Genomic DNA, 13,795 nt, shown 5'->3' with positions numbered 1-13,795 from the left:
CCGGCGGGAGCGTTCGCCCGCCCCTGGAAGGGTTCAGGCGACGCCGTTGGCTTTGAACCAGGCCAGTGCGCGCTGCCAGCCGTCTTCGGCCGGCTCCTTGAGGTAGCTCGGCCGGTAGTCGGCATGGAAGGCATGGCCCGCTTCGGGGTACACGACGAATTGCGAAATCCTGGCGGCGTCCGATCCGGTCGCCAGAATTGATTTTACCTTATCAATAGTGTCGAGCGGAATGCCCTGGTCCTTGCCGCCGTAAAGACCGAGCACCGGCGCCTTGAGCGTGGCCGCGACGTCGACCGGGTGACGCGGCGTGTTCTCGCTGGCCTGCCCGACCAGCCGGCCGTACCAGGCCACGCCGGCCTTGACCTTGCCCGTGGCGGCATAGAGCCAGACGATGCGCCCGCCCCAGCAGAAGCCGGTGATGCCGGCCTTGGACACGTCGCCGCCGTTCGATGCCGCGTACTGCAGCGCGCCGTCGAGGTCGGCCATGACCTGCGCATCGGGCACCTTCGACACCAGCTCGCTCTGCAGCTTGGGGATCTCGGTGTAGGTCCTGGGATCGCCCTGGCGCGCGTAGAGCTCGGGCGCGATGGCCAGGTAGCCCAGCTTGGCGAAGCGGCGACAGGTGTCGGCGATGTACGCGTGCACGCCGAAGATCTCCTGGATCACGAGGATCACCGGCAGCCCGGTCTTGCCCGAGGGCGCGGCCGCGTAGGCCGGCACCTTGAAGCCGTTGACGGTGTAGGTGATGGGGCCGGCCTGCAGGCCGTCGTCGGAGGTCGTGATGACGGTCTGCGCCGCGATCGGCAGCGTGGCGGCGGCGTAGCCCGCGCCCAGCGCGGCCTTGAGCGCGGTGCGGCGCGTCGCGCCCTGGGCGGTGCTGTCGCCGGGGCGCAGCGAATCGAAATCGGCCTGCAGATCGGAACGCGGATCGTCGAGGGAAGACATGCTCACTCCTGGGAAGGGACGGGACATTGCAAAGGGGGATGCGCGGCGCGGGAGGTGCACCGGCAGGCTCGCGCCGCGAGGGGCGCTGCTGCAATGTAGGGCAGATCCCTAAGCCCTGGCGTAGGCGCGCTCCGCCAATGCGGACGCCAGCACCCGGGCCGGATCGACCAGCTTGAGTCCGCGCACCGCCGCCGCACCCTGCAGGCCCAGCGGCACCTCGGTGCAGCCCATGACGATGGCCACGTCGCCGTGGCGCTGCGAAAGCCGCAGGGCCACTTCGGAGAACAGTTCCTCGGCCAGCGGCAGGTCGCCGGCCTTCACGCCCTCGTAGATGCCGCGCATCAGCAGGCGGCGCTCCTGCGCGGTCGGCAGGTGGCATGGCAGGCCGCTGTCGGCCAGCGCCTGTTCGTACAGGCGCACGCGGTAGGTGCCTTCGGTCGCCATCAGCGCGACCTGGGTCTCGCCGCGGGCCGACAGATGGGCCGCGACCTCGCGCGCCACGTGCAGCAGCTCGATCTGCGGAAAGCGCTGCTGCAGCGTCGCGTGCCAGGCATGCGCGGTGTTGCAGGCGATCGCAACCGCGCGGCTGCCCAGCGCGGCCAGCCGGCCCAGCGCCTGCAGCATCGGCTCGAGCGGCTGGTGCGCGCCCTCGCCCGTGCGCTCGAGCGCGCCGCTGCGGTCGGGCACCGGCACCTGCGCGAGCCAATGCTCGGGAAAGGACTGGTCGCGCACCGGCTCGCCCGCCGCGCGCATGTGCTGGGCGCAGGCGTCGACGAAGAGCCGCACGAAGTCGGCGCCCGCCGCCGGGCCCATGCCCCCCAGGATGCCGACCACCTGCGTCATGTCAGTCACCCCCGCATCAGGTCGCCGGCTTGTCCGACGGCGTCTTGATGTTCTCGCGCAGCTCGTCGCTCAACGGCAGGCCGACCGGCAGGCCCTTGGGCGGGATCGGGCCGAGGAACCACTTGTTGTAGAGCTTCTCGAACTCGCCCGACTTCATCAGGCCGACGATCACGCCGTCGACCAGCGCCTTGAACTGCGGGTCGTCCTTGGGCAGCATGCAGGCGTACGGCTCGACCTGCAGCGCGTCGCCCACCACCTCGAGGCTGGCCGGGCTCTTGGAGTTGGAGCGCAGTCCGTACAGCAGGATGTCGTCCATCGCGAAGGCCGAGGCGCGGTCGCTCTCGACCAGCAGCAGCGCATCGGCATGGTCCTTGGCCGACACGATGTCGATGTCGAGCTTCTTGTCCTCGTTGTACTTGCGCACCACCAGCATGTTGGTGGTGCCGGTGGTGATCGCCACCTTCTTGCCCTTGAGGTCGGCGTAGTTCTTGATGCCCGAATTCGTCTTCACCAGCAGCCGGGTGCCGGTGTAGAAGTGGTTGATCGCAAAGGACACGTCCTTGCCGCGCGCGCTGTTGTTGGTGGTCGAGCCGCACTCGACGTCGACCGTGCCGTTCTGCAGCAGCGGGATGCGGTTCTGCGAGGTCACGGCCATCCACGACACCTCGAGGTTGGGCTTGTTGAGCTTCTTCTTCACTTCCGCCGCGATTGCGTTCGACAGGTCGACCGAGAAACCGATGGGCTTGCTCGGGCCGTCCAGGTAGCTGAAGGGCACCGACGATTCGCGATAGGCCATCGTGATCTTGTTCGCCGCGGCGATCTTCGCCAGCGTGTCGGCGGCCTGGGCGCCGGTGGCGGTCAGCAGGATGGCAGCCATCAGTACGGAGAGTTTCATGCGAGCCCTTTCAGTGTTCGGGTGGGAAGGACGTCGAAGACCGACGCGGACAGCCAGTGTAGGAAGTTGTCACAGGAAAGCCATCATTCCTTTTGCGCCCTGCCCCATGCCCCAAAGTTATGCGTGGGCCCACCCATGCGTTCCGGCTATGGGTGTGGGTGCTTTTGGCATTTCCGCATTCGTGCCGGGCGGCCTAGAGTTGCGGCATTGCAGCAATCGACAACAAGAAAAGGACGAGCCATGCGCGTGTGCGTGCTGGGGGCCGGCATCGTGGGCCTCGCCACGGCCTGGCAGCTTCTACAGGACGGCCATGCGCTGACCGTGATCGACCGTGCCGCGCCCGGCGCGGGCGCGAGCGGCGGCAATGGCGCGCAGCTGAGCTACTCCTACGTGCAGCCGCTGGCCGATCCTTCGATCTGGAAGCAGCTGCCCAAGCTGCTGCTGGCCGCCGACTCGCCGCTCAAGCTGCGGCCGCGGCTCGACCCGCTGCAGTGGCGCTGGGGCATCGAGTTCATGGCCGCCTGCAACGCCCAGACCTCGCGCGAGAGCACGGCCGCGCTGCTCACCCTGGCCGCGGCCAGCCGCCTGGGCTTCGAGGCCATGCGCGCCGAGATCGCGCCCGACTGCGACTTCTCCGCCACCGGCAAGCTGGTGCTTTATCAGAACGCCCAGGGCCTCGAGGGCGCGCGCCGCCAGGTCGAGCTGCAGCGCCGCATGGGCAGCGAGCAGACGCTGGTCACGCCCGCGGAGTGCGTGGCGATCGAGCCGGCGCTGGCCGGCTACCAGGCCCGCATCGCGGGCGCGGTCCACACGCCCAGCGAGTGCGCGGCCGATTGCCTCAAGGTCTGCCTGGCGCTGGAACAGGCGCTGCGCGCGCGCGGCGTGCGCTTCCTGCTCGGCACCGAGGTGCAGGGTTTCGACATCCGCCAGAACCGCGTGGCCGCGGTGCGCACCGGCGATGGGGGCACGGTCGAGGCCGATGCCTTCGTGATGGCGCTTGGCACGGCCTCGCACCGGCTCGGGCGCAAGCTGGGCAGCTCGCTGCCGGTGTACCCGCTCAAGGGCTACAGCATCACGCTCGAGGTGGACGAGGCCGTGGGCGCCGCGCCGCGCGTGAGCGTGACCGACAGCGCACGCAAGGTGGTGTTCGCGCGCATCGGCTCGCGGCTGCGCGTGGCCGGCATGGCCGAGCTGGTGGGCGAGGACACGCGCATTCCCGCCGACCGCATCGAGACGCTGGCCGCGGCCACGCGCGCGGTGTTCCCGCAGATCAAGCGCTTCGACGACCCAAGCCCCTGGACCGGCATGCGCCCGGCCACGCCCACCGGCCTGCCGATCATCGGCCGGCGCGCGGCCGCACCGGCCAACATGCTGTTCAACACCGGCCACGGCGCGTTGGGCTTCACGCTGGCCTTCGGTTCGGCGCAGCGCATCGCCGAGACGCTGCGCGCCTAAGCTCTCGCGGCCCCGAGCTTCTTGCCCAAGCGGCGCCAGCCGATCACCACGCCGGTCAGGCTCAGGGCCGCACCGCCCAGGCTCAGCAGCACCAGCACGATGTCCCACAGCGGCCGGCGCTCGAGCAGCGGCAGCCAGTCCCAGCTGTGCAGCATCGCGAACAGCCAGCGGCTCGCTCGCCGCGTGCGGTCGCTGCGGCCCAGCACCGCGCCGGTCGAAGGATCGACATGCACCCAGGTCTGCTGCGCGTCGTCGAACACCACGCGCCAGATGGGCAGCGGCTTCTCGGTGCCGCCCATCATGGTGTGGGCATCGCGCGCGTAGTAGTGGAGGTCGTAGGCCCGGAGCACCTCGATGCGCGCGACCGCGTCGGGCAGCAGGCGCGCCACGGCCACTTTCAGCGCGGCTTCGTCGATGGCCGTCCGCTCGCCTTCGGAGGCCAGCAGCAGCGGCCGACCCGCCGCGCCGCGCGCCAGCACCAGGGTGCGGCCGTCGACCTTCTCCCACTGCAGCTCGCGCACCTCGCGACCGGCCGAGGCCAGCAACATGGCTGGCGCTGCATCGCGTTCACCGACCACCAGTGGCCCGCCGTTCATTGCCGCCACACGCAGCGCCGGCGCACCGCTGTCGAAGATGCGCCAGGGGTTCATCGACATCAGGCCGCTGAAGATCCAGGTCAGCGTGACCAGCGCGAACAGCAGCCCGGTGATGTGATGCCAGCGCATCATGAAACCGCGGTAGGGCGAGCGCGAGCCGCTCTTGTAGCGGCCTGCGAAGCGCCAGCGCATGATCCCGACGACCGTGCCCGCGACGGTGACCACGATGCCGAGGATCGACAGCCAGTTCACGATGTCCGCCCAGTAGGGATCGAAGACGTTGCCGCGGAAGGGATAGAGCCAGTGGATCCAGGCGCCCACGTAGTTCCAGAGCCGCTCGGCGCGCGGCGCGTCGCGCACCACCTCGCCGGTGGTGCCCGAGATGTAGAGCCGCGTGGCCGCCGGATCGTCGAGCTGCACGCGGTGCAGCGGCCGGTGCGCGTCGAGGCCGCGCGAATGGCTGAAGGCATCCTCGTCGATGGTGCCCTCCGCCTGCATCGCCACGCCTGGGCCGGCGAAGGCGCGGGCGCTGGCCAGCACCCGTGCCTCGTCGACCTCGCGCAGCACCGCGCCGGTCTGCGCATCGATCACCACCGTGGCGCGCTTCTGCGCCGGCACCGCGAGGTACACCGCGCGGCCTCCGCTGGCCGCGGCCAGGCGCAGCGACTGCAGCGGTCCCTGCAGGCCCGCCGCATCGAGCGCCTGACGCGGTGCCATCAGCGGCGCCGAGACATCGAGCGGCGGCAGATGCTGCAGCCGCTCCTCGGCCGTGAGCTTGGGATAGCCCACGTACATCATCACCACACCCGAGACGAACCACATCGCGAAGAAGGCGCACGCGACGATGCCCAGCCAGCGGTGGACCAGGAAGAGCCAGCGTTTGGCATGGGGCAGCATCGCGTCGCCCTGCTCAGAACGCCGCGCGCAGCGTGAGGTCGGCGGTGCGCGGCGCGCCGAGGTAGGCCTGGGTGCTGCTCACGTTGGCCGCATAGAGCTTGTCGGTGGCGTTGCGCACGCGGCCGACCAGCGTGACCGACCTGTTGATCTTCCAGCTCAGGCCCAGGTCGAGCAGCGTGTAGGCCGGCCAGGTCATGGTGTTGGCGGCATCCGCATAAACCTTGCCGACGCGGCGCACGCCCACACTGGCCTGCACGGCCGGCGTGATCGCATACGACACCCAGAGGTTCGCCACGGTCGACGGCGTGTTGGTCGGCGTCTTGCCGGCCAGCGACACGCCGCCCTGGCGGAACTGGTCGTACTGCGCGTCGACATAAGTGAAGTTGCCCTGCAGCGACCATTGCGCCGTGGGCTGGATTCCCACCGCCACCTCCACGCCGCGCGCCGACTGCTGGCCCACCAGCACGGTCAGCGCGCTGTTGTTCGCATCCTGCGTGGCGATGTTCTTGCGCGTGATGTCGTAGGCCGCCACGGTGGCCGTGCCCTTGCCCTGCCAGAAGTCCAGCTTGCTGCCGAGCTCGAACTGGCGCCCGGTCGTGAGCTCGCTGTTGTTCATCACGTCGGAGAAGGAGGCCGTCGACAGCACGCCCGAGGGCGGGTCGGCCGCGGTCGCGTACTGCGCGTAGAGGTTGGCGCCGGGGGCGAAGTCCCAGACCAGGCCGATGCGGCCGGTGGTCGGGCTGTAGCTGCGGCTGAAGCTGGCGGGACTGGCGGCCGTGACCGCGCGCTGGTTGGTGAGCTCGAGGTCGATGCGCTCATGGCGCAGCGCCGTCACGAGGTTGAGCGCAGGCCGCAGCGCGGTGCGGTTCTCCAGGTAGAGCGCGGTGGTCTTGATCTCGTTGTTGCGGTCGGGGTTGAAGCCCGGCTGCATGCCCGGCACATTGAAGAAGTTCTCGGTCGTGAACTGGTAGGGATTCACCGTGCTCACGGTCGCCGGCAGGCTGTTGGGGAAGCGCGTCTGCCGGTTGCGGCTCAGGTCGAGCCCGAAGGACCAATCGCTGCGCAGCCCGCCGATGCTGCCCTGGTAGAGCCCGTCGAGGCGGTCGCCCACCATCGTCTGGTCATGGCGCTGCAGCAACGCGCCCGAGCGGATCACCGCGGTGTTGTTCGCATTGAAGCGGTAGCTCTCGACGTTGCGGTAGTCGCGCAGCGCGTCGTAGACGTAGAAGGTGTTCTTGAACTGCAGCGTGTCGCTGGCGCGCAGCTCGGTGATCGAGCGCAGCCACTGCACTTCCTGCGCATAGATGCCGTCGGCGCTGTTGTAGTTCTTGAAGCGCGTGGCCGGGTCGACGCGCAGCGTGCCGATGGCCGGGTTGAGCACTGGCGTGCCCCAGTAGGGCCGGTCGACCTGCTCCTTCTGGTACTCGTAGGCCAGCGTGTGGGTCAGGCCGCCGCCGAGGTCCGACAGCAGCGAGGCGGCCAGCTGGGTCGAGCGCGCATCGGTGCCGTCGGTCCAGCTGCCGGTGTCGCGGTGGTTGAGGTCGATGCGCAGGTAGTGGCTGCCGGCACCGCCGTCGCCTGCGATGCGGCGATTGAGGCCGAGCGAGGCCTCCTTCAAGTCGTTGCTGCCGGCACGCAGCTGCACTTCGGAGAAGTCGCTGCGCTCGGCGAGCTTGGTGATGTAGTTGATCGAGCCGCCCACGCCGCCCGCGCCGAACAGGAAGCTCGACGGCCCGCCGATGACCTCGACCCGGTCGTAGATCCAGCTGTCGACCGGCCGCGCGGCGATCGAGTACTGCACGTTGATGCCATTGAACATCTGCGACAGCGAGCCGCTGCCGAAGCCGCGGTAGCTCACGCCGATCGAGCCCGGCGCGTTGTGGGCGGTGATGCCGGGCACGGCGCGCAGGATCTCCTGCGTGTCCTGCGCGCCGCGTGCGTCGATGGTGGCGCGGTTGACCACCGTGACCGAGGCCGGCGTCTCGCGCACGCTCAGGCCGAGCCGGCTGCCGGTCTCGGCCGGCGTGTCGAGGTTGAGCCGGCCGTTGCCGCGCGGCGCGTCGTCGGAGACCTCGACTTGCGGCAGCGAGGCGGTGGCGGACTGGGCCATCGCGCCGGCACAGGCCATCAGCGATGCGGCGGCCAGAAGGGAACGACGCGCGCGCAGGGCGCGGTCGAGGGAAGAAGAACGGGACATGGAAACACTCACTCACTGAAGAACGCGACCGCGCGCTGCGCAGTCGCTTGCCGCGAGGCCGCCGATGCGGGATCGGACGGTCGCGGACCCTCGAAGGTGCAGCCGCACGCGCGCCGTCAAGGCACGCGGGGGATGCAGCGATGGGACGTCAGGAAAGGGAGGGCGGCCCGCGCGCCGGCAGCGGCGCGGCGGTGGCGGCGGCGATGCGCGCCGCGGGGATCGACTGCACCGCACGGGCCAGCGGCAGCGGCGCCGCAATCTTCATCGGCGCGAGGGTGGGCGGCGGCGCGCCGGCCAGCAGGCACAAGGGGCAGTCGGTGCCGACGGTCCCGAGCTCCTGCGCGCCATCGTCGGTCTGCACGATCACCTTGATCATGCCGGCCGTCGAGCACACCAGTTCCATCGCCTGCGGATGCACGATCGGCGCGGCGACCGCCACACCCAGCGACAGCAGGAACCACGCCAGCACGCAACGGTGCAGGAGGGTGATGCGGCGCAGGATGGACATGGGGCGGGATTATGGCTTGAATGTGAACCGCGGCCTGCTCAGGACTCGAACGACCGCGCCATTCGCGCCATCTCGGTGCCGGCCATGCCCAGGGCTTCCGCCGTGGCCCGCCAGGTGCCGACCACCTTCGACACCTCGTCGAGCACGGCCCTCGCCGCCGTGGCGTCGAGCCGGTAGAGCTCGGCGGTCGCCAGCGCGACGTCGATGTCCGGCGAGGCGTTGTGCCCATCGATGCTCAGGGCGTGCTCGGCCTTGGCAAGGTTGGGGTTGATGTCGAAGGCGGCGGAGAGCCGCCAGCCCGTGGCCTCCCGGATGAAGCCGTGGTTGCGCAGGTGGTCGTCGCGGTTGGCGACCAGGATGTTGAAGACCATGCGGCGAAAGAGCTGCGCCAGATCAGCCTCCACCTGGCCCTTGACCCCGTTGTCCGCGATGAACTCGGCCAGGTCCAGGTAGCTCGCACCCTCTTCGCCGTCCTGCCGCTCCAGCATCGTCATGGCCGAGGCATACATGCGCCGTCCCGCGGGCGTGCGGTCGAAGCGGCGCACGCAGAAGGTGCGGTAGCCCTCGCCGAATCGGAGTGCGCGGGAATCCGGCACGGCGATGCCCGCGCGACGAGCCAACTGGTGCACCACGTGCTCCCAGCCACCGACATCGTGCCGATCCTCGTGGGCGGGAAACTTGGCGATCCACAACGCGCCGTCGGTCTCGGTGAAGTTGGCTTTGGGCCGCGCGCCGCCCAGCGAGGTGCCGGGTGCGATGAGCATCGACAGCCAACGTTCGTACTCCGGCATGCGCTCCACACCCGGCTCCTCGAGCCTGGCGCTGACATGCGCCAAGGTCTGCAGATCGGTCACCGGAGGCGCCGCATGCGCGCTGTCGTCGAGGAAGGGATTCGGCTCGATCGCCCGGCCCGCCTTTGCCAGAGCAGGGTCGGGCGCTGCACGCAGGCGCAGCCCGCCGGAACGCGTCAGGTCGTGCACGCCGAGCAGGAAGTCGAGGTCCTGGAGGGCGCGCATCTTGCGCCCTTCCCTCTGGGCGACCACAGCCTCACGGCGCTCCATCAGGACGCGACCCCAGCGATCGGGCGCCGAGTCCATGAAGATTCCGAAGGCCGTTGTTCCGCGGGGCGGATGCTGCTCGCCTCCGTAGAGATCGAGCCGAGGATCGAGCATGAAGCACGAGGCGCTCTGGAGCCAGGCCGGCGCGTATTCGAAGGCCGGCGGTACGTCGGTGCGGGTCTCATGGCGGTGCAGCGTGCCGACCTGCTGCCGCAGGCCGAGTTCGGGCGCGTCCAGATGGACCTCGTACGACCTGCGCTCAGTCTTCTTCGCCATGGGCGGGCGGCGCCATTGCAGGCGACGCGCTCCGTCGGGTGCGGGGAGAAACCAGCGCCAGGTCCTGTAGCTTTCGGCCCAGGACGTCATCGCTGGCCACGGCGTCCATGTCCTTCTCCAGGCCCAGGACGCGCAGCGCACGCATGTAGGTCCCGAACGCGATGTGGGGGTCACCCGACTCCAGGCGATGGAGCGTGTCGCGCGAGATGCCCACCCGCTCCGCGAATTGGACGGTGGTGATGCGCCGGCGCAACCGTGCGGTGCGCATTCGCGCGGCCAATGCGCGCATCTGCTTTTCGATCGACGGAAACTGCGCCTGAAAGGTCCTGGGCATGGTGTCCGATATTTTAATCACTTCAATTTTATTTGCATGAAGTATCTGACGTTTTTGTATGAAGGCACCTATGCCTTGCACCTAGATCATCCTGTTTTTGACCGATATATCCATCAATAAATCAATAAATGTCTTATTTATCGGACGAAATCTCGTCATGGCAATGGAATTTGCCCCCAATTCAGGCCTCTACCGCACGCTCGCGTCAGAACGTATGAAGCAACCGTCGCGAGCGTCCCAAGCCTGCCAGGACGGCGTTCTGGCGTGGCGCCGCCACACACGTACGCTTGGGCACCTCAGGAATAGGGGTGCGCAGCAGGTCATTTCGCACGTTCTCACACCCCCATCTGCTCGATCGCCTGCCGCATCGCCAGCGTGATCGCGCGCACCACCACCGAGTCGGGCCGACCCGACAGCCGCAGCGCACGGATCGGCACCGGGATGTGCGGCTCCAGCGCCAGCACGTCGACCTTGCTTCGGTCGGCCGAGGCGGCCGTGCAGCCGTCGACCAGGGCCACGCCCAGGCCGTGGTGCGCCATGGCCAGCGCCGCGTGGTAGGTCTGCACCGTGACCACCGCCTGGTGGAAGCCCACGCCGGCCTGGCGGCAGGCCTGGCTCAGGCTGGTGCCCACCGGGTCGCGGCTGTCGAGGCCGACCACCGGGCGCTCGGCCAGGTCGTGCAGCGCCACCGAGCCGTTGCGCACCAGCGCGCGCGGCAGCATGCCCTTGGGCGCGATGCAGACCATGCGGCTGTCGGCCAGCGTTTCCTGCAGCAGCGAGGGGTGCACGGCCGGGCTGAAGGCGAAGCCCACATCGGCCTGCTGCGACAGCAGCGCCGACAGGATCTGCGGCGAGTGCAGCGACTCGACCGTCACCGCCACGCCCGCGTGCTTCTCGCGGAAGATCTTGAGCGCGCGCGGCAGCACCTCGTAGCTCAGCGCCAGCACGCTGAGGATGCGCAGCTCGCCGGTGTCGCCCGCGGTGCGCAGGTTCGAGGCCAGCCGCTGCACCTCGTCGAGCTGCGCGAACAGGCGCTCGATGTGCGGGTACAGCGTGAGCGCCTCGGTGGTCGGCACCAGCCGGCCCTTGGCGCGCTCGAACAGCGGGAAGCCCAGCTGCAGCTCGGCATGCTGCAGCGTGCGGCTCACGGCCGGCTGCGTGATGTTGATCAGCCGCGCCGCCGCGCTCACGCTGCCGGTGAGCATGATGGCGTTGAAGACCTCGATGTGGCGCAGGCGCATCGCGGGCGGTGGCTCAGTGGCCGGTCTTGCCGAGGGCGATGTCCATGATCAGGCGCGTGCCCAGGTACAGGCGCGGCGCGATCGAATCGACCAGCACGTATTCGGCATCGGCCGAATGCGCACCGAAGCCCTGCAGGCCGAAGCGCTCGATGACCGGCGCCTTCGTCTTCAGTGCCGCGAAGGCCGCGTCGGTGCCGCCACCGGCGGCCTTGTCGTCGGCGCCCAGCGGCAGGCCGAGCTCGTCCTTGTAGATCTGCTGCGCGTGGGCAGCCAGGGCGCGCGAGGCGTCGGTGGCTTCCAGCGGCGGACGGCGGCGCTCGAACTTCAGCTCGACCTTGGCCTCGGGAATCAGCTGCTTCTTCACGCGCTCGTTCACCTGCTGCTCGATGCGGTCGTAGTCGCTGACCTTGAGCACGCGCACGTCGGCGCCGGCCGTGGCACTGGCCGGGATCACGTTGCGGTTGCTGCCCGACTTGGAGATGGTCCAGTTCATCTTCAGGCCCGTGGCCGGGTCGGACAGGTCGCGCATCTGCAGGATCTGGTGCGACAGCTCGTACAGCGCGTTCACGCCCCTCTCGGGCGCGGAGCCCGCGTGCGAGGCCTTGCCCGTGACGTTCAGCGTGACCGAGGCGATGCCCGCCGTGGCCAGCGAGAGCTTGTCGTCCTTCACGTAGGCGCCCTCGAAGGACATGACGGCGTCGTGCTCGGCGCCCATGCGCGTGATGAGGCCGCGCGCGCCGGGCGAGCTGATCTCCTCGTCGCCGTTGATCAGCACGGTGAGCGTGCCGTAGTCCTTGAACTTCATCTGCTGCAGCATCGACACGATGTGCAGGATCACCGCAATGCCCTGCTTGTCGTCGGCGATGCCCAGGCCGTAGGCCTTGTCGCCGTCGATGCGGAACGGCTGCCTGGCCAGCATGCCCTGCGTGTAGACAGTGTCCATGTGCGCGATGAGCAGGATCTTCTTCTGGCCCGTGCCCTTGAAGGTGGCGCGCACCACGCGGCCCAACTGCTCGGGCGTGTCCTCCATGCGGTAGGCCTCGGCGCTCGGGTCGATCAGCTCGACCTCGCCGCCCAGGGCCTTGAACTTCGCGGCGATGAGGTTGGATAGCTTCTCGAGTCCTTCGAGGTCGCGACTGCCGGACTCGATGGCCACCAGTTGCGCCAGCGAATCGAGCAGCGGCTGCTTCTGCGCGGCCGCGAGGTCGGCGATGCGCGGGTCGGGCGCTGCCGCGGCGGCACCGGCCAGCAGCATCGGCAGCAGTGCACGGAGGACGAAGGTGCGGGCGGAATTTGGAAGCATCGGGGGATTTCCTGATCGAGAGGATGGGATCACTCGCGCACGAGCCGGACCTCGAGGTGCATGATGCGCGCCTCGCAGTGGAGGGTGCCGGCGTCGCTCAACACCCAGGCGCTGACCGAGGCACGCGCGGTCTCCGTTCCGGCGCTGGCGTCGCAGACGGTGGAAGACCAGTGGCCCACGCGCCGAGGGTCATCGCCCGGTGCCGGGAAGCCCACGGCGGGGAACGTGAAGCGCCCGGCTTCGCGCTGCGCCAGGCTGTTCACTTCCTTGATCGTCGGCAGGCGCCAGCCCGCTTGCACGCTGGCGTGCTGCAAGGCCTGCACATAGTCGTAGCGCCCGGCCTTCCCGGCGCAGCGCTGGCCGTTCCAGGTCTGCGGCTCCGCGCAGCGGCGCCACACCAGGCCCGTGTGACGGTCCTCGACCGCGCCGCCGGCCACGCCGCGCGCGTCGGGCAACGCGCGCCAGCGATCGGTCGTCGGCACGGCCGGGCCCCGCACCAGGCGCACGAAGAGCGGCGGCGGCTTGTGCGTCATGTCGGGGTCGCAGTCGTAGACATGGGCATTCGCGAAATTCACGCACCAGACGTTGGTGTCATCGCGCCATTCCGAGGTCAGGTAGACCGCCGGTACGGTGTTGGGAAACCACCGAGCGTCGATGAGCGCCTGCTCGGCCAGCGGCCGCGTGGGCCGCACATCGGGCGTCCGCTCCTTGCCCAGGTCGAGCAGGCCGTGCAGTTCGGCCACCGTGGGCAGGCGCCAATCCGCGTACCCGCACAGCCGGCTCTCATTCACCGCGGCCACATAGGCCAGCGCCCCGCCCGGCCGGCCATCGCGGTGGAAGGAATAGGCGTCGCTGTGGCCGCGGCTGCCGGGCGCCGGCCTGTTCTGCGGACCGTAGCCCTCGGTGTCGAAGCGGGGCAAGCCTTCCGCGCGCGCGGGCAGCACGGGCCAGGGCTGCCGGCCGCTGTCGGGCTTGCCTTCCCAGATGAGGCCGGACACCCGATCGCGCACGCAGGCGGTCAGCGGTTGCCCCGGCACGGCCTCGTAGGCCAGGGGCCCCGCGCCCTGGAGGCCGTCCTGCTTGGGCACCACCTTCAACGGTCCGGCCTCGGCGCAGGCCTGGGGCGCGGGCCAGCCATCCGGCTGGAAGCCCAGGCACTGGCGCACGCCGGTCGGCGACACCTTCACGGCCGGCTGCGCACTGGCGGGCGCCGCGGCCAGCCCCAGCAGGGCGGCCGCCATGGCGAG

The 13,795-nt window shown here is 69.6% G+C and carries 12 protein-coding genes; 1 reads left to right on the top strand and 11 read right to left on the bottom strand.

Annotation, left to right across the window (positions count from 1 at the left end; all coding sequences use genetic code 11):
- Positions 1-33 precede the first annotated feature (33 nt).
- The 3 genes from K0H49_RS27180 to K0H49_RS27170 all read right to left on the bottom strand — a co-directional run bounded on the left by K0H49_RS27180 (position 34) and on the right by K0H49_RS27170 (position 2,683).
- Positions 34-945, bottom strand: coding sequence for a dienelactone hydrolase family protein (locus K0H49_RS27180; protein ID WP_219219536.1), 912 nt, complete (start codon positions 943-945; stop codon positions 34-36).
- Positions 946-1,053: 108 nt separating this feature from the next.
- Positions 1,054-1,788, bottom strand: a complete 735-nt coding sequence (locus K0H49_RS27175; RefSeq protein WP_219219534.1) for an aspartate/glutamate racemase family protein — start codon at positions 1,786-1,788, stop codon at positions 1,054-1,056.
- A gap of 16 nt (positions 1,789-1,804) precedes the next feature.
- Positions 1,805-2,683, bottom strand: coding sequence for a transporter substrate-binding domain-containing protein (locus tag K0H49_RS27170; RefSeq protein WP_219219532.1), 879 nt, complete (start codon positions 2,681-2,683; stop codon positions 1,805-1,807).
- Positions 2,684-2,923: 240 nt separating this feature from the next.
- Here K0H49_RS27170 and K0H49_RS27165 point away from each other — a divergent pair, with 240 nt between their 5' ends.
- On the top strand, positions 2,924-4,138 hold the full coding sequence (locus K0H49_RS27165; RefSeq protein WP_219219530.1) for a D-amino acid dehydrogenase: 1,215 nt from the start codon (positions 2,924-2,926) through the stop codon (positions 4,136-4,138).
- Here the strand turns inward: K0H49_RS27165 and K0H49_RS27160 are convergent.
- The 8 genes from K0H49_RS27160 to K0H49_RS27125 form a co-directional block, all read right to left on the bottom strand.
- Positions 4,135-5,631: a PepSY domain-containing protein gene (locus K0H49_RS27160; RefSeq protein WP_219219528.1), complete on the bottom strand. Its 1,497-nt coding sequence runs from the start codon at positions 5,629-5,631 to the stop codon at positions 4,135-4,137. The genes K0H49_RS27165 and K0H49_RS27160 overlap by 4 nt on opposite strands.
- A 13-nt stretch (positions 5,632-5,644) precedes the next feature.
- A complete protein-coding gene (locus K0H49_RS27155) occupies positions 5,645-7,759 on the bottom strand; it encodes a TonB-dependent receptor (RefSeq protein ID WP_257625292.1) in 2,115 nt (704 codons plus the stop codon).
- Positions 7,760-7,976: 217 nt separating this feature from the next.
- Complete coding sequence (locus K0H49_RS27150; protein WP_219219525.1) at positions 7,977-8,336, bottom strand: DUF2946 family protein; 360 nt, start codon at positions 8,334-8,336, stop codon at positions 7,977-7,979.
- Positions 8,337-8,374: 38 nt separating this feature from the next.
- Positions 8,375-9,670: a type II toxin-antitoxin system HipA family toxin gene (locus K0H49_RS27145; RefSeq protein WP_219219524.1), complete on the bottom strand. Its 1,296-nt coding sequence runs from the start codon at positions 9,668-9,670 to the stop codon at positions 8,375-8,377.
- Positions 9,654-10,004 (bottom strand): helix-turn-helix domain-containing protein, encoded by a 351-nt coding sequence (locus tag K0H49_RS27140; RefSeq protein WP_257625238.1) that lies wholly within the window; start codon positions 10,002-10,004, stop codon positions 9,654-9,656. Before K0H49_RS27140 ends, K0H49_RS27145 begins: the two co-directional genes overlap by 17 nt.
- 335 nt (positions 10,005-10,339) lie before the next feature.
- The gene (locus K0H49_RS27135) at positions 10,340-11,245 is read right to left on the bottom strand and encodes a LysR family transcriptional regulator (RefSeq protein WP_219219522.1); all 906 of its coding nucleotides are present in this window, start codon (positions 11,243-11,245) and stop codon (positions 10,340-10,342) included.
- Between the two features lie 13 nt (positions 11,246-11,258).
- Complete coding sequence (locus tag K0H49_RS27130) at positions 11,259-12,548, bottom strand: M20/M25/M40 family metallo-hydrolase (RefSeq protein WP_219219520.1); 1,290 nt, start codon at positions 12,546-12,548, stop codon at positions 11,259-11,261.
- Between the two features lie 29 nt (positions 12,549-12,577).
- Positions 12,578-13,789: an Lcl C-terminal domain-containing protein gene (locus tag K0H49_RS27125; protein WP_219219518.1), complete on the bottom strand. Its 1,212-nt coding sequence runs from the start codon at positions 13,787-13,789 to the stop codon at positions 12,578-12,580.
- Positions 13,790-13,795: the final 6 nt, after the last annotated feature.

Origin of the sequence: Variovorax boronicumulans, from assembly GCF_019352895.1 — a bacterium.
Taxonomy (GTDB): domain Bacteria; phylum Pseudomonadota; class Gammaproteobacteria; order Burkholderiales; family Burkholderiaceae_C; genus Variovorax; species Variovorax boronicumulans_A.
This window is presented reverse-complemented; position numbering and strand designations above follow the sequence as displayed.

Excerpts from the sequence above, each read along its gene's own strand:
- K0H49_RS27180 (WP_219219536.1), bottom strand. The coding sequence starts at position 945 with ATGTCTTCCCTCGACGATCCGCGTTCCGATCTGCAGGCCGATTTCGAT.
- K0H49_RS27175 (WP_219219534.1), bottom strand. The coding sequence starts at position 1,788 with ATGACGCAGGTGGTCGGCATCCTGGGGGGCATGGGCCCGGCGGCGGGC.
- K0H49_RS27170 (WP_219219532.1), bottom strand. The coding sequence starts at position 2,683 with ATGAAACTCTCCGTACTGATGGCTGCCATCCTGCTGACCGCCACCGGC.
- K0H49_RS27165 (WP_219219530.1), top strand. The coding sequence starts at position 2,924 with ATGCGCGTGTGCGTGCTGGGGGCCGGCATCGTGGGCCTCGCCACGGCC.
- K0H49_RS27160 (WP_219219528.1), bottom strand. The coding sequence starts at position 5,631 with ATGCTGCCCCATGCCAAACGCTGGCTCTTCCTGGTCCACCGCTGGCTG.
- K0H49_RS27155 (WP_257625292.1), bottom strand. The coding sequence starts at position 7,759 with ATGGCCTGTGCCGGCGCGATGGCCCAGTCCGCCACCGCCTCGCTGCCG.
- K0H49_RS27150 (WP_219219525.1), bottom strand. The coding sequence starts at position 8,336 with ATGTCCATCCTGCGCCGCATCACCCTCCTGCACCGTTGCGTGCTGGCG.
- K0H49_RS27145 (WP_219219524.1), bottom strand. The coding sequence starts at position 9,670 with ATGGCGAAGAAGACTGAGCGCAGGTCGTACGAGGTCCATCTGGACGCG.
- K0H49_RS27140 (WP_257625238.1), bottom strand. The coding sequence starts at position 10,004 with ATGCCCAGGACCTTTCAGGCGCAGTTTCCGTCGATCGAAAAGCAGATG.
- K0H49_RS27135 (WP_219219522.1), bottom strand. The coding sequence starts at position 11,245 with ATGCGCCTGCGCCACATCGAGGTCTTCAACGCCATCATGCTCACCGGC.
- K0H49_RS27130 (WP_219219520.1), bottom strand. The coding sequence starts at position 12,548 with ATGCTTCCAAATTCCGCCCGCACCTTCGTCCTCCGTGCACTGCTGCCG.
- K0H49_RS27125 (WP_219219518.1), bottom strand. The coding sequence starts at position 13,789 with ATGGCGGCCGCCCTGCTGGGGCTGGCCGCGGCGCCCGCCAGTGCGCAG.